This is a genomic window from Pelatocladus sp., assembly GCF_059505505.1.
This window is the reverse complement of sequence record NZ_JCACKS010000016.1, coordinates 1-20,243: the sequence shown is the minus strand read 5'-3', so window position 1 is coordinate 20,243 and position 20,243 is coordinate 1. Positions and strand designations below refer to the sequence as shown.

General features: G+C 37.9%; 22 protein-coding genes. 6 read left to right on the top strand and 16 right to left on the bottom strand.

The features are described from left to right. Positions 1–406: 406 nt before the first annotated feature. Positions 407–607, bottom strand: coding sequence for a hypothetical protein (locus AC5JMK_RS01795; RefSeq protein WP_096675849.1), 201 nt, complete (start codon positions 605–607; stop codon positions 407–409). Positions 608–1,272: 665 nt separating this feature from the next. On the opposite strand from AC5JMK_RS01795, the gene AC5JMK_RS01790 reads away from it, so the two are divergent. Next, positions 1,273–1,749: a response regulator gene (locus AC5JMK_RS01790; protein WP_495909241.1), complete on the top strand. Its 477-nt coding sequence runs from the start codon at positions 1,273–1,275 to the stop codon at positions 1,747–1,749. Between the two features lie 39 nt (positions 1,750–1,788). Here the strand turns inward: AC5JMK_RS01790 and AC5JMK_RS01785 are convergent, their stop codons facing one another. From AC5JMK_RS01785 to AC5JMK_RS01770, 4 genes are all read right to left on the bottom strand, one after another. Beyond that, complete coding sequence (locus tag AC5JMK_RS01785; protein ID WP_096675850.1) at positions 1,789–2,193, bottom strand: Na-translocating system protein MpsC family protein; 405 nt, start codon at positions 2,191–2,193, stop codon at positions 1,789–1,791. A gap of 467 nt (positions 2,194–2,660) precedes the next feature. Next, on the bottom strand, positions 2,661–3,782 hold the full coding sequence (locus tag AC5JMK_RS01780; RefSeq protein ID WP_495909240.1) for an ATP-binding response regulator: 1,122 nt from the start codon (positions 3,780–3,782) through the stop codon (positions 2,661–2,663). A 226-nt stretch (positions 3,783–4,008) separates the two neighbouring features. Continuing rightward, the gene (locus AC5JMK_RS01775; RefSeq protein WP_096675852.1) at positions 4,009–5,340 is read right to left on the bottom strand and encodes an ATP-binding response regulator; all 1,332 of its coding nucleotides are present in this window, start codon (positions 5,338–5,340) and stop codon (positions 4,009–4,011) included. A gap of 172 nt (positions 5,341–5,512) precedes the next feature. Next, positions 5,513–5,944, bottom strand: a complete 432-nt coding sequence (locus AC5JMK_RS01770) for a response regulator (protein ID WP_096678939.1) — start codon at positions 5,942–5,944, stop codon at positions 5,513–5,515. 1,064 nt (positions 5,945–7,008) lie between these two features. Between AC5JMK_RS01770 and AC5JMK_RS01765 the strand changes: the two genes are divergently transcribed. Next, entirely contained in the window at positions 7,009–7,728 is a 720-nt protein-coding gene (locus AC5JMK_RS01765) for a response regulator (RefSeq protein WP_096675853.1), read from the top strand. A 492-nt stretch (positions 7,729–8,220) separates the two neighbouring features. After that, positions 8,221–8,496 carry a GlsB/YeaQ/YmgE family stress response membrane protein gene (locus AC5JMK_RS01760; protein ID WP_096675854.1) on the top strand — a complete coding sequence of 92 codons (276 nt, stop codon included), beginning with the start codon at positions 8,221–8,223 and terminating at the stop codon, positions 8,494–8,496. A 596-nt stretch (positions 8,497–9,092) separates the two neighbouring features. Here the strand turns inward: AC5JMK_RS01760 and AC5JMK_RS01755 are convergent. Next, complete coding sequence (locus AC5JMK_RS01755; RefSeq protein ID WP_096675855.1) at positions 9,093–9,278, bottom strand: CsbD family protein; 186 nt, start codon at positions 9,276–9,278, stop codon at positions 9,093–9,095. A gap of 222 nt (positions 9,279–9,500) precedes the next feature. Between AC5JMK_RS01755 and AC5JMK_RS01750 the strand changes: the two genes are divergently transcribed. Next, the gene (locus tag AC5JMK_RS01750; RefSeq protein ID WP_096675856.1) at positions 9,501–10,400 is read left to right on the top strand and encodes a TIGR02587 family membrane protein; all 900 of its coding nucleotides are present in this window, start codon (positions 9,501–9,503) and stop codon (positions 10,398–10,400) included. Beyond that, complete coding sequence (locus tag AC5JMK_RS01745; protein ID WP_096675857.1) at positions 10,397–10,795, top strand: TIGR02588 family protein; 399 nt, start codon at positions 10,397–10,399, stop codon at positions 10,793–10,795. The genes AC5JMK_RS01750 and AC5JMK_RS01745 overlap by 4 nt, the downstream gene beginning before the upstream one ends. 43 nt (positions 10,796–10,838) lie before the next feature. Here AC5JMK_RS01745 and AC5JMK_RS01740 read toward each other — a convergent pair whose 3' ends face one another. The 9 genes from AC5JMK_RS01740 to AC5JMK_RS01700 form a co-directional block, all read right to left on the bottom strand. Next, a complete protein-coding gene (locus tag AC5JMK_RS01740; protein ID WP_495909239.1) occupies positions 10,839–11,606 on the bottom strand; it encodes a ChaB family protein in 768 nt (255 codons plus the stop codon). A 126-nt stretch (positions 11,607–11,732) separates the two neighbouring features. After that, positions 11,733–12,269, bottom strand: a complete 537-nt coding sequence (locus AC5JMK_RS01735) for a Dps family protein (RefSeq protein ID WP_096675859.1) — start codon at positions 12,267–12,269, stop codon at positions 11,733–11,735. A gap of 242 nt (positions 12,270–12,511) precedes the next feature. After that, the gene (locus tag AC5JMK_RS01730) at positions 12,512–12,877 is read right to left on the bottom strand and encodes a hypothetical protein (RefSeq protein WP_096675860.1); all 366 of its coding nucleotides are present in this window, start codon (positions 12,875–12,877) and stop codon (positions 12,512–12,514) included. 808 nt (positions 12,878–13,685) lie between these two features. Further along, on the bottom strand, positions 13,686–15,014 hold the full coding sequence (locus AC5JMK_RS01725) for a fasciclin domain-containing protein (protein ID WP_096675861.1): 1,329 nt from the start codon (positions 15,012–15,014) through the stop codon (positions 13,686–13,688). Positions 15,015–15,511: 497 nt separating this feature from the next. After that, entirely contained in the window at positions 15,512–16,783 is a 1,272-nt protein-coding gene (locus AC5JMK_RS01720; protein WP_495909242.1) for a tetratricopeptide repeat protein, read from the bottom strand. A 127-nt stretch (positions 16,784–16,910) separates the two neighbouring features. Continuing rightward, positions 16,911–17,048: a hypothetical protein gene (locus tag AC5JMK_RS01715; protein WP_495909238.1), complete on the bottom strand. Its 138-nt coding sequence runs from the start codon at positions 17,046–17,048 to the stop codon at positions 16,911–16,913. Further along, positions 17,026–17,160 (bottom strand): hypothetical protein, encoded by a 135-nt coding sequence (locus AC5JMK_RS01710; protein ID WP_495909237.1) that lies wholly within the window; start codon positions 17,158–17,160, stop codon positions 17,026–17,028. Before AC5JMK_RS01710 ends, AC5JMK_RS01715 begins: the two co-directional genes overlap by 23 nt. Positions 17,161–17,260: 100 nt before the next feature. Next, positions 17,261–17,416 (bottom strand): toll/interleukin-1 receptor domain-containing protein, encoded by a 156-nt coding sequence (locus AC5JMK_RS01705; RefSeq protein ID WP_495909236.1) that lies wholly within the window; start codon positions 17,414–17,416, stop codon positions 17,261–17,263. Continuing rightward, complete coding sequence (locus tag AC5JMK_RS01700; protein ID WP_495909235.1) at positions 17,403–17,525, bottom strand: hypothetical protein; 123 nt, start codon at positions 17,523–17,525, stop codon at positions 17,403–17,405. The genes AC5JMK_RS01705 and AC5JMK_RS01700 overlap by 14 nt, the downstream gene beginning before the upstream one ends. Before the next feature lie 68 nt (positions 17,526–17,593). Between AC5JMK_RS01700 and sfsA the strand changes: the two genes are divergently transcribed. Next, the gene (gene sfsA / locus AC5JMK_RS01695; protein WP_495909234.1) at positions 17,594–18,424 is read left to right on the top strand and encodes a DNA/RNA nuclease SfsA; all 831 of its coding nucleotides are present in this window, start codon (positions 17,594–17,596) and stop codon (positions 18,422–18,424) included. A gap of 112 nt (positions 18,425–18,536) precedes the next feature. Here the strand turns inward: sfsA and AC5JMK_RS01690 are convergent, their stop codons facing one another. Beyond that, positions 18,537–20,033 (bottom strand): aldehyde dehydrogenase family protein, encoded by a 1,497-nt coding sequence (locus AC5JMK_RS01690; protein WP_096675864.1) that lies wholly within the window; start codon positions 20,031–20,033, stop codon positions 18,537–18,539. Between the last annotated feature and the right edge of the window lie 210 nt (positions 20,034–20,243).

Genomic DNA, 20,243 nt, shown 5'->3' with positions numbered 1-20,243 from the left:
GCACCCTAAGAGCTAGTCACATAAAGGCTTTGATAGTTGTCGGAGATGTCTACTTAATTTCTTTTTTATAATACTGGGTTGAAATGTTAAATTTATAGGTCACTCCGCGCAAGTTGAAAAAGCTGTTTGTTCATACGTAGGATTTGAACCTACATTATCCTGAGCCGAAATCAAGCGCCTGTACCTATTTGGCTAGTATGTAAGCTTTTCCTGTTAGGGCGCGGAGTGAATTATTTGGTTGTTCCACACAAGTTAGCAAAGCCATTCACATGTTTTGCCTATACCTATTTGGCTACACCTCCACTCAATGGAGGTGGTAGGAGTTGAACCTACAAATTTCTTACTTCTTACGAAGTTGATTGTATGTAAGCTTCACCTGTTAGGATGCGGAACAAAAATTTATTTTTTACCCGTAAACTGCTTCTGGTCTTACTATTAAATCTCCACTTGCTCTACGATCAATGACGTAAGATTCAAAGCGGTTTAGTTGTACCTCAAAATGTTGGGACAGTCGCTGCTTAATAGCTGTGTCATTCATGTTAGCTGTCAAGCCTAGTTGCGACTCGCTCACATCATAGGAACGACCTTCAAAGCGAATATGAACCATATTACAACCTCCTTTGTATATATTTTTGGGAGGTAAGACTGTTTTTGTTTGTCTAACTTGTTTGTTGTTATTTATATACTACTAGTATACTACAAAAGTGTCAAGGGGTAAAAGAAAGTTTTTTTTGACTTGCAATTTGATGTTTTGTACTCAGCCCAAAAATTAGTAAAGACGCTCTGGTTATCACGTCTCTACAAAATATTCTTATTATGTTACGCTAGCTTAGTTTTGCATCTGAGCGATCGCCACATCAAGAGACATACAAAGTATTTATACTTATAAGATTAGTGTTTTTTATATAAGAAAAAGTGTCATAAATATATTGACAATTCTGATTCTGTAAACTTCATAGGTGAGATATAACGAAGATTTGCTCAATATATAGTGTCTATAATGTCTCAACCGCAACATTAGATAAGTTTTATTAAAAAAAACTTAAATATATTAAGTACTTATAATTTATTTGCTAAATATTTTCTTTATTTTGTTTATAATCATAAGGTATAGCTACATTCTTTCAGCTTGATATACTTTTTCCTCTATATCGTTTGTTGCATAGGGCAAAGAGTATCAACTTGATAAAGTTGATAAACGAGCCAGTCTTAAATGAGCGTTGTTCAACCGCTCTTGGAATGCCTCGTCAGTTCGTTCAGGAGGAACGACGAATGCACATAAGATTGCCTAGAGAAGGAATGAAACTGGCACAAGTGTTTATGGCTGACGAAAATAAACAAATCTTCCAACCACCATTAATATTGGTGGTGGAAGACAATGATGACAACTTGCTGTTGATGAGCTATGCTTTAGAGTCATTCGGCTGTAGGCTAATTTGTCAGACCGATAGTTCCACAACAGTATTGGTAGCTAAAGAGTATCAGCCAGATTTGATACTACTAGATATTCTATTACCTACAATCAATGGTATTGATGTGGTACGGAGCTTGAAACAAGAAGCGTTAACGCATCATATAAATGTTATTGCGGTGACAGCTTTAGCTAGTATGGAGGATAGAGAGCGTATTCTCAGGGCTGGCTTTGACGATTACATCAGTAAGCCTTACATGATTGAAGATCTAGAAAATATAGTTTCCCGTCATCTTGGAGACAAATTAAAACAGAGTTCAGTTCTGGACTTGTGTTAAGACCAGAGTGCATGAAGGCTAAGTTGGTTAATTTATTTTTTATGAGGCCTTCTTTTTGATTTTAGAACTAGAAACGGGATTACGAAAATCAGGTGCTTCGGATAAAATAACAATAATTCCTGAACGGCCAGTTTCTAGAGTCGCATCGCTCAGTATCTCTACTACAGAGACATGCAAAGTTTCCTCAATTAATTCTTTTAATTGGGGTTGAATAGCTTCATCTAAATCTGAACGAACTTGTTCAGCTAGTTCTTGTCTACCTGTTTGAGCCAATAACTGTTCTGGTGGTGTAATAGAATTTTCAATTACAATCACTAGATTTTGCTCTGAAAGGCGAGAGGTTACTTTGCTAGGCTGATGTCCGAGTTGTTCCCGGTATAATGCCTGTATACGTTGTGCTAAAGTGCGTTCTACTTGACCACGAGTTGGAATTGATTCTGTCATATATTTTTGATCACAAAGATATAGACCACTAGTAATAAGTCAACAAGTATAGCAATTAATCAAGAGTCATTAGTCATTTGTTATTTGTGAGTAGTTCAAAATCAAAAAATAACAAGCAACTAACGAGTACAAATAGACTCTTAGTGATGAATTAACACCTCACTTTTTGAGTTATCACCAGCAGTGTAACCTAAAAAAACATTGACGTAGATTGGCTTATGAATAATTCATGAGCTTGCTGTATTAAAGAATAGGGGCAAAATTTTTTCAGATCACCATCCCAATGAAGTATTTTCGCTCAAATACAAGTTACCAGTAAATTGTCTGAAAGGAATATATATTAGGACTGCGGTTTGATTTGTGAAAATCTAGATATCCAGAACCCCAACTTCTACCCTCCGGGAAGTCACCCTACGGGTGTCTACAAGAAGTCGGGGTTCTTGTTATTTAGGGAATGGTATATTTATTTATTTTCTTGGTAAATGTACTGTAAAAACACTACCTTCACCCAATTGGGAAGCGACTTCGATTGTTCCTCCGTGAAACTCAACAATGCGACGTGACAAATGTAATCCCAAACCACTACCAGCGCGTTTGTTTTTACCTTGGCGAAATCGTTCAAATAGGGTTGGTAGGTCATCAGCAGAAATTCCATATCCGGTGTCTTCTACTTCTATCTTGATTTGTCCTTTATCGATAGAAGATGGAGGAATAGTGGAAATGCTAACGTTTATACTACCTGTATCTGTAAATTTAATCGCATTTCCAACTAAATTACTGATTACCCGTCGTAGTTCTAGGCGATCGCCCAAAACAATGCAATCATTTTGATTCTGTTGATCTAATTGGCTAACATCTACTTTGAGAAGTATTTCTTTTTCATCTGCAAGTGAATTTAATTCTTGAACCACTTCTGCTGCGATTTCACAAACATCACAGCTTTCAAATTGCATTGTCTTTTTACCTGCTTCCAAGCGATGGACTTCCAGCAAAGTGTTAACCATGTCCAACAAGTTTTGGTTACTACGAATCATTGCTGCGATCGCATGTTTCATGTCTGGCGAAATCTTGCAGAATCTTTCCTCCTGAAATAAATTCAGCATTCTGTCAGCAGCGACTAAAGGAGTGCGTAAGTCATGAGTCAAACGTGAAACAAAGTCTTCTTGCTGGCTAAATAATTTTTTTTGTTCATCAAGACTATGCTTGAGTCGTAGTAGCGATCGCACTCTTGCTAATAGTTCATCTTGATCAAATGGTTTGCGGATAAAGTCGTCCGCACCTGCGTCCAAACCTTCCACAACGCTGACATCATGAAATGCTGTTAATAATAGTACGGGTATATAGTCTATAAAAGGGTGATTACGGATACGTCGTGTGACTTCATAGCCATCTAATCCTGGCATCATCACATCTAGTAAGATCAAATCTGGGGGAGATTGTTCGACTTGCTTCAATGCTGTTGTACCATCTGACACTAAATCGACTTCATACCCCTCCATTTCTAAGATTGTCTGTAGTAAGAATAAATTGTCAGGAGTATCATCAACAGCAAGAATTTTTTCTACTTTCTTATCTATAGGTGGAAACATTTTATATTTATAAATAATACATTATTTTTGTCATTAGTCATTAATCATTGGTCATTAGTTGTTTTCAGCAACAAAATATATACCAACTACTATAATAATTTGGTTTGATTTATTAACTTACTTGTGAACATAGGGAATAGGGAATAGAGAACATCAAATTTACTGAGTTTTTTTATCAAATCAAGTGGTATTCCTATAACTACTAACTAATGACCAATGACTAAGATTACATTGTTCTTTCTTTTGGGACTTGTTCCTGTACCATATGGAAGACATCTGAGTGTTTACTTAAAGTCTTTTTTGATGGTAATACCTGAGAAATTTTTGATGATCCATCTTGATTTTGTTGCTCAGATAATGAAACTTGACGTGGTATTACTATCCGCAACACGGAACCTTGATTCAATTGGCTTTCGATAGTGATTTCGCCCCCCATCATTTGGACTAGTGCGTCTACAATTGGCAAACCCAGACCTGTACCAGGATATTTACGAGTTAGACTCTGGTCAAGTTGTCGGAAAGCTTCAAAAATATATTTTAAATCTGAGGGAGCAATACCAATACCTGTATCCCAAACTGCAATTTCTATTTGATGATCTGGTAGTTCTTTTACATCTACACCGATACTACCGGATTCTGTAAATTTAATCGCATTCGAGAGCAGATTCATTAAAATTTGTCGCAAACGAACAGGGTCATTAAATACCATACTATTTTGTAAGTTATTTTGAACCTGCACAGAAAGTTTTTTTGCCTCTGCTAAAGAAAATGTTTCAGCGACAGTTGCTTTAACTACCTCTGATAAATCGAATATTTCTGCTTTAAGGCTTAATCGACCAGTTTCCAGTTTAGAAAAGTCGAGAACTTCATTTAATAACATTAACAAATGCTTACCATTATTGAGAATGCGTTCCACCATATCTCTTTGTTGAGGTGACAAGTCGCCACATTTGGGGCGCAGTAATAGTTGAGAGAAGCCAATAATAGCATTCATCGGTGTCCGCAGTTCATGAGAAATTGTTGCCAAAAACTGCGATTTTAGCAGTGATGCTTCTTTTAACTTGAGGTTTTGTAGTTCTATTTGTCGTTGTTGTGCTTCCAATTCTTGATTTTTACGAATTAGCAATTCATTACTTTCTCGAAGTTGCTGGTTAACCAAAGCTACTTGCATTTCTGCTCGGTAGACTCGAATAGCATTTCGTAAAACTTGCGTCAATGTTACTGGTGAGACTCTTGACTTGGAGAGATAGTCTACAGCACCAGCTTTCATCAACTCAACAGCAATTTGTTCGTCTCCTTGTGCGGTAAGGACAACCAAAGGCGCTTTTATGTTACGAGAACGTATATCGTTAATCAAGGTCAAACCATCTTGATCTGGCAAGCGATAATCGAGAAAAACACAGTCAAAAGAATTATCCTGCAAATGAGCGATCGCACTTTTAGCATCATTGGCTTCAAACAGTTGTACACTTATTCCAGCAGCTTTCAAAGCCCGCCGGACTGCCATGCGATCTACTTCATCATCATCTACAACTAATACTTTGAGCGTTTCTTCCATCGCTTTTCATTATTGTCCTTATATACAGCTTCTTGTATAACATTGAACTTTTATAGCCATTTAGATAGTTTTTTTAGTTAGTGGTTGGGCTGTTCGCCCGTACATTATTTAGAAGTTAGTTGTTAGTTGTTAACTATTTTTCATTGACACTTGAGTCTTGAGTCTTGAGTAATTAAGGCATTTCACATATATTCCAATATTGATTGAGTGTTGCCATGAGTTCAATAAAATTATTAAAAGTCACAGGCTTAACTAGATAACCAGCTACGTTCAAATTATAAGCTTCTACTCTGTCCTTATCTTGATTAGAAGTTGTCATTACCACCACGGGAGTTCGTCTGAGTTGTGGATCAGAGCGTAATTTTTGGAGAAATTCGATCCCACCCATTTTAGGCATATTCAGGTCTAGCAATATCAAACGTCGATCATTAGGAACTTCAGGAGGTTCGCCATTACTACTACGTAACATTGCTAGGGCTTCTATACCATTAGTGGCAATGTATAATGGATTAGTAACATTAACTTTTTTGAATGCCCGTTTGACATTCATGACATCAACTTCGTCATCCTCCACTAGCAGTATGTTAATCAATCTTGGCGTTATCACTTGGTTAAAATTGAATTAGTTGTATCCTAAATTCACTCTTTTGACTAGAGTAACAGAGTCGGACTGATAGCTAATTACTAAAAAGCTTAATACTTATTAAAATTTAGCAATCAGTGAAACTTTAAATTCCAAAATACATCTTGACCGATCAAAAACGAAGCCTTTAGGGTTTTACTTTACACACCATTACTAGCTATAATGCTTACTGTAATTAGGTTTGGTGAATTTTGAATTGCTTATCTGCCTTTCCCCCAGTTATCTCGTGAAAGTAGAACAAATATAAATCAAAACTTAAATCAAAACTATTAGTAAAAAAATACTCCATAGACCATTTCAACCCAATTGTAGATTGACTGATGGGATAACGTCTTCAGCCATTGGTCAGAGTTGCGATAAAGTTTTGCGATGAAACGAAAATTTTCAATATCATGATTCTTTCGGTTGCTTAGGTTAAGTGAAGCTGAAGACCTTACCTGTGCCAAGCTAAGAATTTAGGCTGAGGGTTTAGGGCGATCGCGTGTTTGATAGTGTTTGGATAATCACAAAAAAGACGGCTTCGGTTGCTCATCTTATGGCTAAGGTGTTAAAAAATCGCCGCTCATCACCTTGGGATATGGAGATAAGCTTAAAAGTTCTGCGATCGCATTTCCCTATAACCAGCGACTTGAGTGAATAATATAAATTTATTTGAAATAATTTTTTATCACTACAGCACATATTAAGTGAAGTGCTTGTAAACTTATTATAAATTTATTGTTTACATTCTTGTCTAACATAATTTTTGCCTACCACTTTACACACCAACAAATTGATTAATTAGTAAGCCACAATAGCGCTCAATCACAGTTCAAGTCCATGTTCCATAGTCATTTCTAATTTAGCCATATATCCTTGGCTAGATTTTCACATAGCACATGAGTAACAAAGGTGGAAATGACTATTTCTATTGGTGGATGCAAATTTATTAAAAAATCATCTATCTTAGGTTTTGGAAAATAAAAAAAACAAATCACTAAATGTCGGCCTACGACAGATGGAATTAGTAGAGAGTATAAGTAGCAATGAGCGAAATTAGTATTGTATTAATTGAAGACCATGACTTGACAAGAATGGGACTAAAAGCAGCATTACAAACCGACAGCACAGTTAGAGTTATCGGTGAAGCTGCAAATGCTACTAAGGGTCTGAAACTTTTGGAAAGTGCCAAGCCGGATGTCGCTGTGGTAGATATAGGCTTGCCAGATATGGATGGTATTGAACTCACTCGTAGATTTAGACAGTGGCAAACTGAGACAGGAGATTTGACAACTAAAATCCTCATCCTGACAATGGAACACTCAGAGGATACAGTACTTGCTGCTTTTGCTGCTGGTGCTGATTCTTACTATATGAAAGATACAAGTATTGAAAGATTAACAGAAGCAATCCAAGCAACATATGAAGGTAACTCTTGGATAGATCCGGCGATCGCCAACGTCGTATTACAACAAATGCGACAAGTTTTTCCCGAAAATCAGTCCGTTGATAAGCCTAAGACTGTAAAAATAGATGCTCTAGCACCAGAATACGAGCAAGTATTAGAAACTTATCCTTTAACTCAACGAGAATTAGAAATTCTTGAGTTGATTGTAGCTGGTTGTAGTAATGGGCAAATCGCTGAAAAACTTTATATTACAGTTGGAACTGTTAAAACCCACGTCCGTAATATCTTAAACAAACTCTGTGCTGATGACCGCACCCAAGCTGCTGTTCGCGCCCTGCGTTCAGGGTTAGTAGTATGAACGAACGAAGCTGCGCTATACCCTGAAGGTTTAGCGCAGGTTTTCCATTATATCTGCTCATGTTTAGTTAAAAGCAAATAAATTTGCTAAGTGATGCCTTTATTGAATTATTTAGTCAAATTTATTTTTGTTTATAAAAATTAAAAATATAACGGGTTCAAGATAGAAGTTGCAATAAGTCACACTGCTCAATGTGAGCCTTAGCTTTAACACTTTTAAATTATTACATTGCATCACTCTCACTTAGCTAAACTTTAACACTTTCACTAAAACTGAGAGCTACATAGAGACGCTTTCCATCGCATTTCTACCGACAAACTATTAACCAAACACTACTAAGATTTGATTCGTAGGTTTATTTTACTAATTTATTTATAGAAATTATTTTATAGAGTTTATCTCTTGCGATAGAGTCTCAACTGAACTTCAGATAGAAAACTTGAGAGCTAATAATCGTTATACTATATAGTGAATAATTGAGGAATAGTAATTATGATCAATCTTATAGCTTGGATAATTTTAGGTCTTATAGCAGGAGCTATTGCTAAAGCGATCTACCCTGGTCGTCAAGGTGGTGGAATAATTGCAACAATGCTATTAGGTATCATAGGTTCATTAGTTGGAGGAAGCTTATTTAATTTATTATATACAGGTAATTTGGCACTTACAGGAGCAGCTTTCAGTATTCCAGGTTTAATTGTTGCCATCATTGGTGCAATTATTGCTATTTTTATCTGGGGTTTGATTACACGCAGAAGTGCAGTTTAGAATAGTCTTGTGTATGTATATATTAACGATGGTTAGAGCCAACTTACTCAGGAGCTAACCTTTTTTCATAGCTAAGTTTATAATATAAATTATCCAATATTCAAGCACTAAAGTGCTGACTACAAACTAATTAAAATTAACGATATATAGCAATCCGTATGGGAGTTGCGAAAATTGAAAGTTCAGAAAGTTCAGATACCCGACTTATTAATTAAAGAAGTCGGGTATCTTGTCTTGTTATTCACAAAATAGACTAATAACCCTCAAATAATTAAATATGAGGGCTAAAGTCAGTATGCTTTGTCTGTTAAGTAAGTGGGTCAAATTAAATATAAAACCCACCCTCAATCCCTCTCCTTACTAAGAGGTTGTTTGAAAAGTGATTGGCTGTAATTTTAATTACATTATTACCCCCCTTATAAAGGGGAGAAATCCGGTTCCCTCCCCTTATAAAGGGGAGGGTTAGGGTGGGGTAAAAAATATTTGATACATCAATCATGACTTTTCAAACATCCTCTAAGGAGAGGGAAGCCGGAGACAGGGTGAGGTTTTATTTTATCTTTAATTACACCTACCTACTTAAGAGAATTAATCTCTTACTGATCCAAAGACTTTTTGACATCATCTTTGATGTTCTCAACAGTATGGCGCAGTTGTGCTTCTGTTTGCTTTGCTTGACCCTCAGCTTTCTCTTGGGGATTTCCAGTTACTTCGCCTACTACTTCTTGAACCTTTCCTTCAATATTTTTAGCGGTTGCTTCTACTCTATTTTCGATACTCATAATTTTATTTTGACTTTGATTATTTATTTACAATATAAATAGTATTATTAATTTTATTAGTGAACATCGAGCTATAGATATAGATATTTATATAGAAGTCACCAAAAGATAGATTTTTGATAATAAACTTCAGACTTACTTAGAAAGCTGAGAGCTAATATATTTCATATGATAGATGTTCTTCTACTGAATACTATGAGCAAGCCTTACAGATAAAAAATAATGGGTGTAAGAAATAAGTATAGAAAAAGTATATGGACACATGAAATCAACGATCTTGTTAGAGGAATGTGTGGCGGCTTTTTATTTGGCACTCCGTTACTTTATACGATGGAAGTTTGGTGGATTGGATCTATTGCTAAACCATCGATGGTGATGTTAGCGATCGCACTGACTTTTATAGTGGTTTTCTTACTCAATCGTACAGAAGGCTTTCGCAAACGTAGACATGGTACTCGACCTTACGAAGCACTCACAGATACCGTAGAAGCGATAGCTATTGGAATCATCTGTTCTGCATTGATACTGCTGTTATTACAAGAACTGACATCAGAAACTTCCATCAGAGAAATTCTGGGAAAAATTGTATTTGAAAGCGTACCATTTACTCTTGGCGTGGCACTAGCCAATCAATTTTTGGCAGACACTCGCGGTGAAACTAATTCAGACAAACAAACAAACTCTCAAGAAAACAAACGAACTGGTAATCATAAATCTGATGAATTATATGTCACCTTTGCAGATATTGGAGCCACTTTAATTGGTGCGATCGTCATTGCATTTAACATCGCTCCCACAGATGAAATTCCCATGTTAGCGGCGGCGGTTTCACCACTGCGACTGATAGCAATTATTGCTGTATCCTTGCTGATTTCCTATGCAATTGTATTTGAAGCTGGCTTTTCGGATCAGCAAAAACGTAGACAGCAACGAGGTCTTTTCCAAAGACCAATCAGTGAAACTATTATGTCTTACTTAGTATCACTACTCGCAGCAGCTTTTATGCTGTGGTTTTTTCAAAAATTGACTATTAGCGATCCGTGGATAATGTGGTTAGAATACACATTACTATTAGGATTACCTGGAACAATTGGTGGCGCTGCTGGTAGGTTGGCGATATGAACACAGAACAAGAACAACCAAAACGTTCTGCTGCGGAATGGGTGACTTTTGGTGTTGCTTCATTTATCCTGGCTGTGATTGTAAGCTTAGTCGCTTACATTTGGATAAACGAAAAAGATCAACCCCCCGTTCTTTCTGTCAGTAACAAACAAAAAATTTGGGAAGCTGATGGACAGTTTTATGTTCCGTTTGAAATTGTCAATACAGGCGGAGAGACAGCTGAGTCAGTACAACTGATAGCTGAGTTAGAAATCCAAGGTAAAGTTACCCAAACCGGAGAACAACAAATAGACTTTTTATCTCGTGGTGAAAAAGAGGAAGGAGCATTTGTATTTAACCAAGACCCGCGAAAAGGTCAATTAACTATTCGAGTTGCCAGTTATAAATCACCTTAACAATTTGTCAATTGACCAATGACTAATGACCAATAACCAATAACTAAACAGCCACTTTTTTCTTAGACCAAACACCATTATCATCTTCATCAAAATTCTGATGAATTGTTTCCCAAGCTGCTTGTTCAGCTTTGGTTTGATCCTTTGTCTCATCTAAGACAGCATTATAACGTTCAATAAATGTATTCTGAGCTTCGCTGGAAAGATGGGAACGTACCTCTGGAGATAAATCTTCTGGACCACTGCAACGACCAGCACAGGGACGGGGTAATGCTGTTTCCATTGTGTGAATTTCTTCACCACCAGCACTTTCCATGAGTATTTGAAATTCCCCACTCCGCGCGGCTGGAACTTCTGCCATAATTAGGAATTCTCCAGCTTGCAGACGAGTCTGGTATATTGCAGCTTTATCTTCTGGCATACCCAAGGTTGCTAATACAGATACTAAACCAGCACCTGCACTACCTGCGATCGCTCCACTTGCAGCCCCAAGTAATAATGCACCGATAGGGCCTGCGGCTACAATTGGACCAACAAAAGGAATAAATAATACACCAACACCTGTAAGTAAACCTAGCAAAGAACCAAAAAAGGAACCAAAAATTGCTCCTGTTCTTAAACCACCAAGAATTACATCTTTTTTAGTAATAAAACCAGCAATTCGAGTTTCTGACTTAAAGTTTCTACCCATGACCGAAATATGATCTCTAGGTACACCCCGGTCAAGCAAACGCCGAATCACATCATCAACCTGATTCTGTTCTTTATATACAGCTGAAATTGTCCGTTCAGCTTTGTATTCTGGCGCCATTAAATACTCCTTCTACATTATTTTTTTGGTTCGTAGTAAGTGCTTTAGCACTTACAATATCTAATTACTAAAAGTCCTTACTACGAACTTTATTATTCATGAGGTGTTAATTCTATCTACCTTTAGTTACACACCTACGGGTGTTTTTCGTTTTTCTGGTTGGGAACCATCAGCTTGCAATTCTTCTCCTTCAATAAAGGAACGCAGCATCCAAGCTGATTCTTCGTGACCTTCCATTAATCCTGTGAGGAAATCGGCTGTTCCTTGATCGTGAAATTCTTCATCACAGCGATCAATATGCTCACGAAGATTGCGAATTATTTGCTCATGGTTATCTACTAGCAAAGCTACCATCTCGGTTGCTGTGGGGATATTACCAGCTTGTTCCTTGATCGTACCTGCTTTTAAAAATCCCTCCATTGTCCCAATGGGATAACCACCTAAAGCACGAACTCGTTCTGCAATCGCATCAATATTTTCAGTTAGTTGTTCGTACTGCTCTTCCCAAATTTCATGCAGACTGCGGAACTGAGGTCCGACTACATCCCAATGGAATTTTTTGGTTTTCACTACCAGTAGATAGGAATCCGACAAATCTTGATTTAGTAGTTCAATCACACCTTGGCGTTGTTCATCTGTCAAACCAATGTTTAAACGGCGCATTGTTTCTAATCCTTAAGTTAACTCCTCTTATAACTTCAGCAATTCATTGACTTCACAACATCAATCCAAAGAATGATTGTAATTTATTTTGTAAACAGAAAAATTTTTAATCAAAAAATATATTTTATATTCAAATATAGAAAATATATATCTATATATAGATTGCATCTAATACTATAGGATTCCTATTTAAAAATAAATCCCCAGTGGAAGATACTGGGGTGAAAGAAATTTGATGACTATTAGTTATTGCCAGTGACTTTTTTCAGGAAGTTGCTGACTTCTTCTTCTACTGAAACTGCATCTTGAGAATTTTCAGGACGATTCATGTTCTCAGCGTCAGCAGTACCTTGAACCTCGTTGAGTCCTCCGCCACTGGTACGCTTTTGAGTTTCTTTCAATCCCAGGGGAGCAGATTTAGCTACCTTGTCAGTTTGACGCTGAGTGTCAAGTAGTTGATCAGTAGCTTCTGTTGGGTTGCTTTGATAGCTTTCAATTGCAGCAGCAGGAAAAGCATTAGAGAATAGCAGCAAAGCACATGTCAAGGCTACAACTAGAAAACGTACGGGACGCAAAATAGAACCTAATAAAGAAATACTTTTTTGCATTTTAATTCCTCCACGACTCAGAAAATAATATAAAATCAAGAGAATATTGTGCAGTCAAAAGTAATAATAAGTAATAAATGCCGTTATGTAGCTAGCATCTATTTTTATTTGTCTGCCTCAATAAGTTTTGCTTGATTGCATTTTACATTGATGTTTTTCAATGCGTGCATAGTAATTTTATAGTCGGTAATCTAGGAATCTCGAATCGACCTGTAGACTGAAAATTTGAAGATAAAATTTTACAAAATACTCTCTCTAGAGATAGAGATTTTTATATATATTTGTCAGGCTATATAATTCATTAATGAGTTATTAGCAACACTTATTTAAGTAAGTGGGTCAAATTAAATATAAAACCTCACCCTCAATCTCTCTCCTTAGTAAGGAGAGGGAAGCCGGAGGCAGGGTGAGGTTTTATTTTATCTTTAATTACACCTACCTACTTAGAAAGTTGGGATACTCCCAATACGGTTCGGTTAACGATTTTTCGTCATAGTTTTGGGATTGTACCAGACGCGATATATCGCGTCTGGTACAGGATTTAAATGTTAATCGATTTGTCTTATCCGAACCGTATTTGAGATACTCTCTCTGGTTTTATACTGCAAACTGGTAAAACTTGGACTGATGTCATACTGAGCGAAACGTAGTGTAGTGAAGTATCTCGGAGATTATTCACTTCGTTCAGGCTGTTTTTAATATATTAGGGGAGAGCAAAAAAAGATACCAGCCGTGTTTTAGAATTATTCGTTGTGCGGCGAGCGATCGCTTGGGTGACTGCTGGTATCTTTATTTCAGGGCAAGTGCTTTACTGTAATTGGTTCAGGTTGATGTCAGGCGGTATTAAAACTTCATTAATCGCATGGATAACACCATTACTTGCTTGGATGTTCGGCTGGGTAACACTCGCATCGTTCACCGCGATTTGATTACTACTAGGATTAATTTGGATATTGACAGGTCTTTCTTCAAGCGTTTTCAGTTCTCCACGCTTGAGTTGATTGCTAGTGAGTTCGCCAGACACCACATGATATTTCAAAATCTTAGTCAGCGTTTCTCGATTCTGAGGTTGTAACAATTTGTTCAGAGTCTCTTTAGGTAAAGCAGCAAACGCTTCATCAGTCGGAGCGAAAACAGTATATGGGCCTTTACCTTTGAGAGTGTCTGCTAAACCTGCTGTTTTCAATGCAGAACTCAATGTTGTAAAGTTCGATGTAGACAGAGCATAAATGTCACCAGGCTCTGTTGTGGAAGTTGTTGAAGTGGTTGTGCTATTTGAACCACCAATATTTGATGTGGATGTAGTTGTTGAAGTAGTTGCACTAGTAGAATTACCATTATTCGATGTAGAAGTAGTCGTGGAACTACTTTGGCTAACATTATTATTACGACCCACAACATAATTAGCGGCTGTAACATTGTTAGCAAGTGGTTCTATTTTTCCTTGTTTGACCAAAGCTTGATACAAAAGTGCTGCTGCTTCCGCACGAGTGAGATTTTGGAGTGGACTGAGAGTTCGTAGATCTGGATAGTTGACTACAATATTTGCTTGTGTGGCAGCCGTTATAGGATTGATCGCATAAGCAGGTATCCATCCAGCATCTTTGTAGTAACTTCTAAGAATATTTGCTGGCGTACCATCAGGAGATAGACGCAAACCATTTGCTAAAGCAGTTATCGCTTGCGCTCTAGAAATAGATTGCTCTGGGAAAAATAATGTGCTGCCATATCCTACCATGAATCCTGTTTTATAGGCTTCTTGTATTTCAGAAGCTGCCCAGTAGTCACCAGGAACATCTGTAAATCCAGATTCTGTTAACTGTCGAACTTGATTTTGATCAAAAGCCTTAGCAATCATGGCAGCAAATTCTGCACGTTGCACAGGCTGTTGTGGCCTAAAGGTTCCATTCTCAAAGCCTGCAATGATGTTTCTCTGAGCTAAAGCTTGAATAAATGGTTTTGCCCAAAAATCAGGTGCAACATCAGAAAAGTTGGCTTCTGCACCTGGACTTGGAGATGGGGAGGTTGTTTGAGCAACAATGGGAGCAGAAATCACTATAGGAGCGATCGCACCAACTGTCATACTAACAGATAGTAAAGCGGCACTGCCTGATGACCAACGTAAAAAGCTAAACATTGAAAATATCCTCCAAATGTGGGGCTATATTTTAGGCATTACGCCTATTAAGTAAATAAAACTGTTGTGCTGAAAAACTAAATAGAGAAACTATATTTTTTGTCTTGTAGCTTGTTTAAATCAAAATTTGTGTGGAAAGTAATTGAATATATAGGAATCCGGTTTGATTTATGAACTTACTCGTGAGGACTCTTAACAGGTTAAGAAGTTTTTTCATGCGTTGTTGGTGTATGCAGTTCAGTCAGGGCTACTTAATTGCTCACTTCAGAAAAAGAAATAGGTATTGCACAGTCACTCAATGATTTAATCCAGTATTCTTATTTCCAAATCATTCAAATGTGCAACACCTTCTAAATAAAGATGTTGAGGTTAATTTATTGAAGGCGAATTCAGTAGCTGAACTGCTTCTAGCTTAAAGATATCTCTAAAAAGTGGAAAACTTGTGGAGTTGATTAATCTAATTGAACAGGGAATGGGAAACTGAATCTTATTGCTTTTTACCTGCCGCGATCGCGTTCCAAATCATCAATCACTTTTTCTATATACCATTCTTCTGACATCCCAGGATAGTATCTTTTGGTTTGATCAATTAACCGTTGGGCGATTTCCCAATATCCCCCGACCAGTCTCAACAAACGTTGTCGTAGCAGGTTATACTTACCTTGTTTTAATTCAACGCTTGGAAAGTGGATTTTTTTGAGATTTTCAAGGACTTGTTCGTAATTTTTCCAGTCTTCTTTTTCACAAAATATACTGGCTGCTTGCTGATAATCTGCTATGGCGCGTTGCATTTCTTCCATGTGAGCATAGGCAAGACCCCGATTGTAGTAAGCTTGAGCATCATCAGGATTAATTTGTAAAGCTTTAGTATAGTCAGTTACCGCACCCAGATAATTACCCATTGCCCGATATACATTACCTCTGGCAATATAAAGCAGTGCATCCTCTGGTTCTAGTTGCAGTGCTTGGTTAAAATCAGCGATCGCTCCTTGATGATCTCCTAACTGAGAACGCGCCCTTCCCCGGTTACGATAAACTATCGCATCTTCAAAATTAAGTTGTAGCGCTTGATTAAAATCTGCGATCGCCTCACGATAGCTTCCCTGTTTATAAAGCACCACTCCCCGACAACAATAAGCTTGGGCGTCTTGCGGATCAACTTGTAAAGCCCAGTTTAAATCTTCCAAGGCTTGACGAGTATCTCCTTTTTCAGCCTTTTCTAACAATTGGGTAAAATATTCCTGCGGTGATATGATTCGTGTAATTGCGGTAGTTGATTGGTGAACAACAGCAGGAGTTGGTTTTGGTTGCAGTTGTTTAATTTTTTCTAAACACAGACGACAATTTTCTTTATCCTTTTGTTGTAAATATAAATCTGCGGCTAACTTAAAATTGGTGATCGCATCTTGAATTCGTCCCAGTTTCCGGTACACTACTCCTCGTAAATGATAAGCCTTAGCATAACTGCGATCAAAGCGAATCGCTTGATCTGCATCTGCGATCGCCCCTGGTAAATTTTTCAGCGCCAACCTAGCCAAAGCGCGATAATAATAAGCCTCAACACTTTCAGGATTTAATTTTAGAGCAGCCGTATAATCAGAAACAGCTAGAAGAATTTCGCCAGAGTCATAATAAGCTAAACCCCGTTGATATAAAGCATTAGCAAAGTAAGGGTCTACTTCAATAGCACGAGTAAATTCTGCGATCGCCCCAGCATAATCTTTTTGTTTCGCTTTTGCTAATCCTTGATTGTAATAATCATCATTCATATTTGTCATTTGTCATTTGTTATTAGTAAATCTAATTTTATTTAAATTGAGAATTGCCTGACGTGGCTTATTTTGACTAAATAAAAATGCACTAATCAGCACGTTAGTATCAAAAACAAACCGTTGTTTATTCGTCATTCTTCAAAATCGATTCTAATATTTCAGGTGTTAGTCCTCGCTCTTGTGCTTCAAGGCTAGCTTTATCCATTGTGTTTCTCAGGCGGGCGATCGCCTCTTGTATATCAGTAATAAGTTGAGACTGCATAATTTGCCGCAATCTTGAGTTGCAATTGTTCACGTTCTCCTTCAGTGGCATTACGGTATGCTTCTGCGACCTCAGAGGGAACTTTGATAGTAATTTCTTCTTTAGTAATCATGGCGTGTTCGCTTCATAATTTCTCATCTTTATTTATGTTACTTCCTTGGCTCAGGTTCTCATTGCGATCGCTTTCAGGTTTGTGGTGAAAATTGTCTGATTCATAAGGAGCGCACTTGGTGAATATTGTCTCCCGGAAAAATTTGCTCTTCATCAAACCACGGCTTAAGATTGTAGCGAGTTAATTCTTGAGCGATCGCTCTAACTTGAGGTTTGTCTTTGCTATTGTGAGCCAGAAAAACATCAAACTGTTCCACTGATCACTCCTCGATCAATTCTCGCCAGGTATTTTTCTTTCCCAGACATTGAACCAATGCCAAAAGGCAGACTTACAGATATAGTTTTAAATACAATGCGATCGCGCATAAATATAACTAAGCAAACTTAACTAATAATTATTTGTAATTATTGTAGTTGATCTAACCACTAACTTAATGACTACCAACTACCTTTACTATTACCCAACTTTATATCCTGGTGTCTTACTCAGACGCTATAAACGCTTTTTTGCTGATGTCGAACTTGCTTCGGGGGAGGTAGTTACAGCACATTGTCCTAATACAGGGCCAATGACAGGAGTTTGCATCCCTGGTAATGCAGTGCAGCTTTCTAAAAGTGATAATCCTAACCGCAAATTAGCTTACACTTGGGAATTAATTCAATTACATGACAATGAACCAACATGGGTAGGCGTCAATACAGTTTTGCCAAATCGCATCATTAAATTAGCATTAGAAAAAAATCTTTTCCCCGAATTAGGTAAGTATCATCAAATTCGTGGTGAAGTTGTCTACGGACAAGATAAAAAAAGTCGAGTTGATTTTTTTATCTCAGCAACTGCAACAGTAGAGCAACAATCAAAATCACTGTCAATTGAAATAGATAATGACCCAATTTTATCTCAAACAGCATCACGAGAAAACAGTGCATTACTATTAACTGATCATAATCGTCCGATTTATTTAGAAGTGAAAAACACCACTTGGACGCAAGGCAAATTAGCCCTATTTCCTGACACAGAAACAACACGAGGACAAAAACACTTGCGAGAATTAATGGCACTTCTTCCCCAAAGTCGGGCAGTCATGCTTTACTTTATTAATCGGGGAGATTGCGAAGAATTTGCCCCTGGTGATAGTGCCGATCCTGTATATGGAAAATTATTACGCCAAGCAATATCTTTAGGTTTAGAAGTTCTACCTTGTCGTTTTGAAATCTCACCAATAGGTATCCGCTACTTGGGTTTAGCAAAACTGAAAGTTTGATACTTTAATATATACAATAGACCTCTTTGAAAACTAATGTAGAGACGCGATTTATCGCGTCTTATATTCTCAAATGTGTCGTCAAAACAAGTAAAAAGTAAAAAGTAAAAAGTCAATCCCGATTGTCAATCTGCGCTCGTTGCAAGCTACCAGAAAAATCTACATACACTGTCTTCCACTCTGTGAAAACATCTAAGGCGGTAGTTCCGGCTTCTCGGTGTCCGTTACCTGTTTGTTTGACGCCACCAAAAGGCAAATGTACCTCTGCACCAATAGTAGGGCCATTAATATAAGTTATTCCCGCTTCGATATCGCGCATGGCTGTAAAAGCGCGGTTGATGTCACGGGTGTAAATTGAGGAAGAAAGACCGTATTTAGTGTTGTTGAGGATGGCGATCGCTTCCTCAAAACTATTCACTTCTATTAATGCTACCACTGGCCCAAATATTTCTTCTTGGGCAACTCGCATTTGTGGCGTCACTTGATCAAGAATAGTTGGTAGAAAGAAGTAACCGTGTTTTAATTCTCCCTGTGTGGCAATTTCTCCACCAATTAATACTTTTGCTCCCTCTGTATGAGCAATATCTAAATATTTGCTAACTCGTTGTAATTGTTTTTCGTTGATAATCGGCCCGATTTCTGTATTCGGATCATTACCAGCACCAAGGCGTAATTTACTAGTACGCTCTTTAAGCATAGTAGTAAATTTATCTTTGATATCCCGATGCAGGATCAAACGACTGGTAGCGGTGCAGCGTTGACCAGCTGTACCAAATGCTCCCCAAAGTGCGCCATCCAAGGCCAGTTCCAAATCAGCATCTTCCATAACTATTTGAGCATTTTTACCACCCATTTCCAAACACACACGTTTGTGAGTGCGTCCACAGATAGAACCAACTTCTGCACCTGTTTCGGAAGAACCTGTGAAAGATACCAAGTCTATACCGGGATGGGAAACTAGGGCTTTGCCAACTTCTTCGCCCACACCATGTACTAGGTTAATTACTCCTGGTGGTAAACCTGCTTCGGCAAAAACTTCTACTAATTTTGTAGCACAAGCGGGGGTATCTTCTGCTGGCTTGAGGATAACAGTATTACCACATACTAAAGCTGGCATTGCTTTCCAGCAAGGAATAGCAACCGGAAAATTCCAGGGGGTAATCAGGGCGCAGACTCCAATAGGCATCCGTACCGTCATCGCGAATTTGTTGGGCATTTCTGATGGTGTGGTTTGCCCAAACAAGCGTCGCCCTTCGGCTGCACTATAAAAAGCGCAGTCAATACCTTCTTGTACATCTCCCCGCGCTTCTGCTAAGGGTTTACCCATTTCCCGGCAGATTAATTGTGCCAGTTCTTCTTTGTATTTGCTTAAAACTTCCCCAACTTTAAAAATATATTCTGCTCTAGCTGGGGCGGGGACTAATCGCCAACTTTGGTAAGCTTGGCGTGCTGCAACTACTGCTGCTTCCACATCAGTTGCAGCAGAACGCTCAAAAATAGCAATGACTTCACGCTTATTAGCAGGATTGCGGCTTTCTAAAGTCGCTCCCGCAGTAGCGGTTAACCATTGACCATCAATATAATTACGACAAGTTAGTGGAGTGGTCATTCGATTTTGGATTTTAGATTTTAGATTTTAGATTTTAGATTTTAGATTTTAGACTTCGTCGTAAGCGCTCAGTCGAACGATTTTGGATTGGTTTTACCCCTTCGCCCCTTATCCCTTCCAGGAGGTATCGAGTTCCCCAATCCCCGATCCCCATTTTAAAACCCACATTCCGCACTTCAAATTGAAGTACAAAGAGATTACATCATGAGA

Bases quoted from the DNA above. Each gene is read 5' to 3' on its own strand.
- AC5JMK_RS01795 (WP_096675849.1), bottom strand. From the start codon at position 607: ATGGTTCATATTCGCTTTGAAGGTCGTTCCTATGATGTGAGCGAGTCG.
- AC5JMK_RS01790 (WP_495909241.1), top strand. From the start codon at position 1,273: ATGCACATAAGATTGCCTAGAGAAGGAATGAAACTGGCACAAGTGTTT.
- AC5JMK_RS01785 (WP_096675850.1), bottom strand. From the start codon at position 2,193: ATGACAGAATCAATTCCAACTCGTGGTCAAGTAGAACGCACTTTAGCA.
- AC5JMK_RS01780 (WP_495909240.1), bottom strand. From the start codon at position 3,782: ATGTTTCCACCTATAGATAAGAAAGTAGAAAAAATTCTTGCTGTTGAT.
- AC5JMK_RS01775 (WP_096675852.1), bottom strand. From the start codon at position 5,340: ATGGAAGAAACGCTCAAAGTATTAGTTGTAGATGATGATGAAGTAGAT.
- AC5JMK_RS01765 (WP_096675853.1), top strand. From the start codon at position 7,009: ATGAGCGAAATTAGTATTGTATTAATTGAAGACCATGACTTGACAAGA.
- AC5JMK_RS01760 (WP_096675854.1), top strand. From the start codon at position 8,221: ATGATCAATCTTATAGCTTGGATAATTTTAGGTCTTATAGCAGGAGCT.
- AC5JMK_RS01755 (WP_096675855.1), bottom strand. From the start codon at position 9,278: ATGAGTATCGAAAATAGAGTAGAAGCAACCGCTAAAAATATTGAAGGA.
- AC5JMK_RS01750 (WP_096675856.1), top strand. From the start codon at position 9,501: ATGGGTGTAAGAAATAAGTATAGAAAAAGTATATGGACACATGAAATC.
- AC5JMK_RS01745 (WP_096675857.1), top strand. From the start codon at position 10,397: ATGAACACAGAACAAGAACAACCAAAACGTTCTGCTGCGGAATGGGTG.
- AC5JMK_RS01740 (WP_495909239.1), bottom strand. From the start codon at position 11,606: ATGGCGCCAGAATACAAAGCTGAACGGACAATTTCAGCTGTATATAAA.
- AC5JMK_RS01735 (WP_096675859.1), bottom strand. From the start codon at position 12,269: ATGCGCCGTTTAAACATTGGTTTGACAGATGAACAACGCCAAGGTGTG.
- AC5JMK_RS01730 (WP_096675860.1), bottom strand. From the start codon at position 12,877: ATGCAAAAAAGTATTTCTTTATTAGGTTCTATTTTGCGTCCCGTACGT.
- AC5JMK_RS01725 (WP_096675861.1), bottom strand. From the start codon at position 15,014: ATGTTTAGCTTTTTACGTTGGTCATCAGGCAGTGCCGCTTTACTATCT.
- AC5JMK_RS01720 (WP_495909242.1), bottom strand. From the start codon at position 16,783: ATGAATGATGATTATTACAATCAAGGATTAGCAAAAGCGAAACAAAAA.
- AC5JMK_RS01715 (WP_495909238.1), bottom strand. From the start codon at position 17,048: ATGCAGTCTCAACTTATTACTGATATACAAGAGGCGATCGCCCGCCTG.
- AC5JMK_RS01710 (WP_495909237.1), bottom strand. From the start codon at position 17,160: ATGATTACTAAAGAAGAAATTACTATCAAAGTTCCCTCTGAGGTCGCA.
- AC5JMK_RS01700 (WP_495909235.1), bottom strand. From the start codon at position 17,525: ATGCGCGATCGCATTGTATTTAAAACTATATCTGTAAGTCTGCCTTTT.
- sfsA (WP_495909234.1), top strand. From the start codon at position 17,594: ATGACTACCAACTACCTTTACTATTACCCAACTTTATATCCTGGTGTC.
- AC5JMK_RS01690 (WP_096675864.1), bottom strand. From the start codon at position 20,033: ATGACCACTCCACTAACTTGTCGTAATTATATTGATGGTCAATGGTTA.